This is a genomic window from Leifsonia sp. SIMBA_070 (assembly GCF_046534635.1).
In the GTDB taxonomy this organism is placed as follows: domain Bacteria; phylum Actinomycetota; class Actinomycetes; order Actinomycetales; family Microbacteriaceae; genus Leifsonia.
Window position 1 is genome coordinate 1 of record NZ_JAWRYK010000569.1, and the last position, 255, is coordinate 255.

Genomic DNA, 255 nt, shown 5'->3' on the forward strand with positions numbered 1-255 from the left:
GCGGCGATCGCCTCGACCGAGATGTCGTCGCCCTGGTGGTCGGTCGACGACTCGTCGACCTCGAGGGCCGGCGTGAGGCCGAGCAGGTCGTAGAGCGGGCCGAAGGTGCGGCCGTTGCCGGGTGCCGAGTAGCCGATCTCGCCGCCCGAGGTGATGACGCTCATCACGGTGTCTTCGGTGTCGTACGCGGCTTTGACGCGCTCGACGGCGGCGTCGAAGTCGGCCTCGATCTTCTCTGCCTCGGCCTCCTTGCCG

General features: G+C 69.4%; 1 protein-coding gene. It reads right to left on the reverse strand.

Going from position 1 to position 255, the window contains the following annotated elements:
• A partial coding sequence (locus SB754_RS21495; RefSeq protein WP_410784353.1) for an ABC transporter substrate-binding protein occupies positions 1-255 on the reverse strand: 255 nt, incomplete at both ends.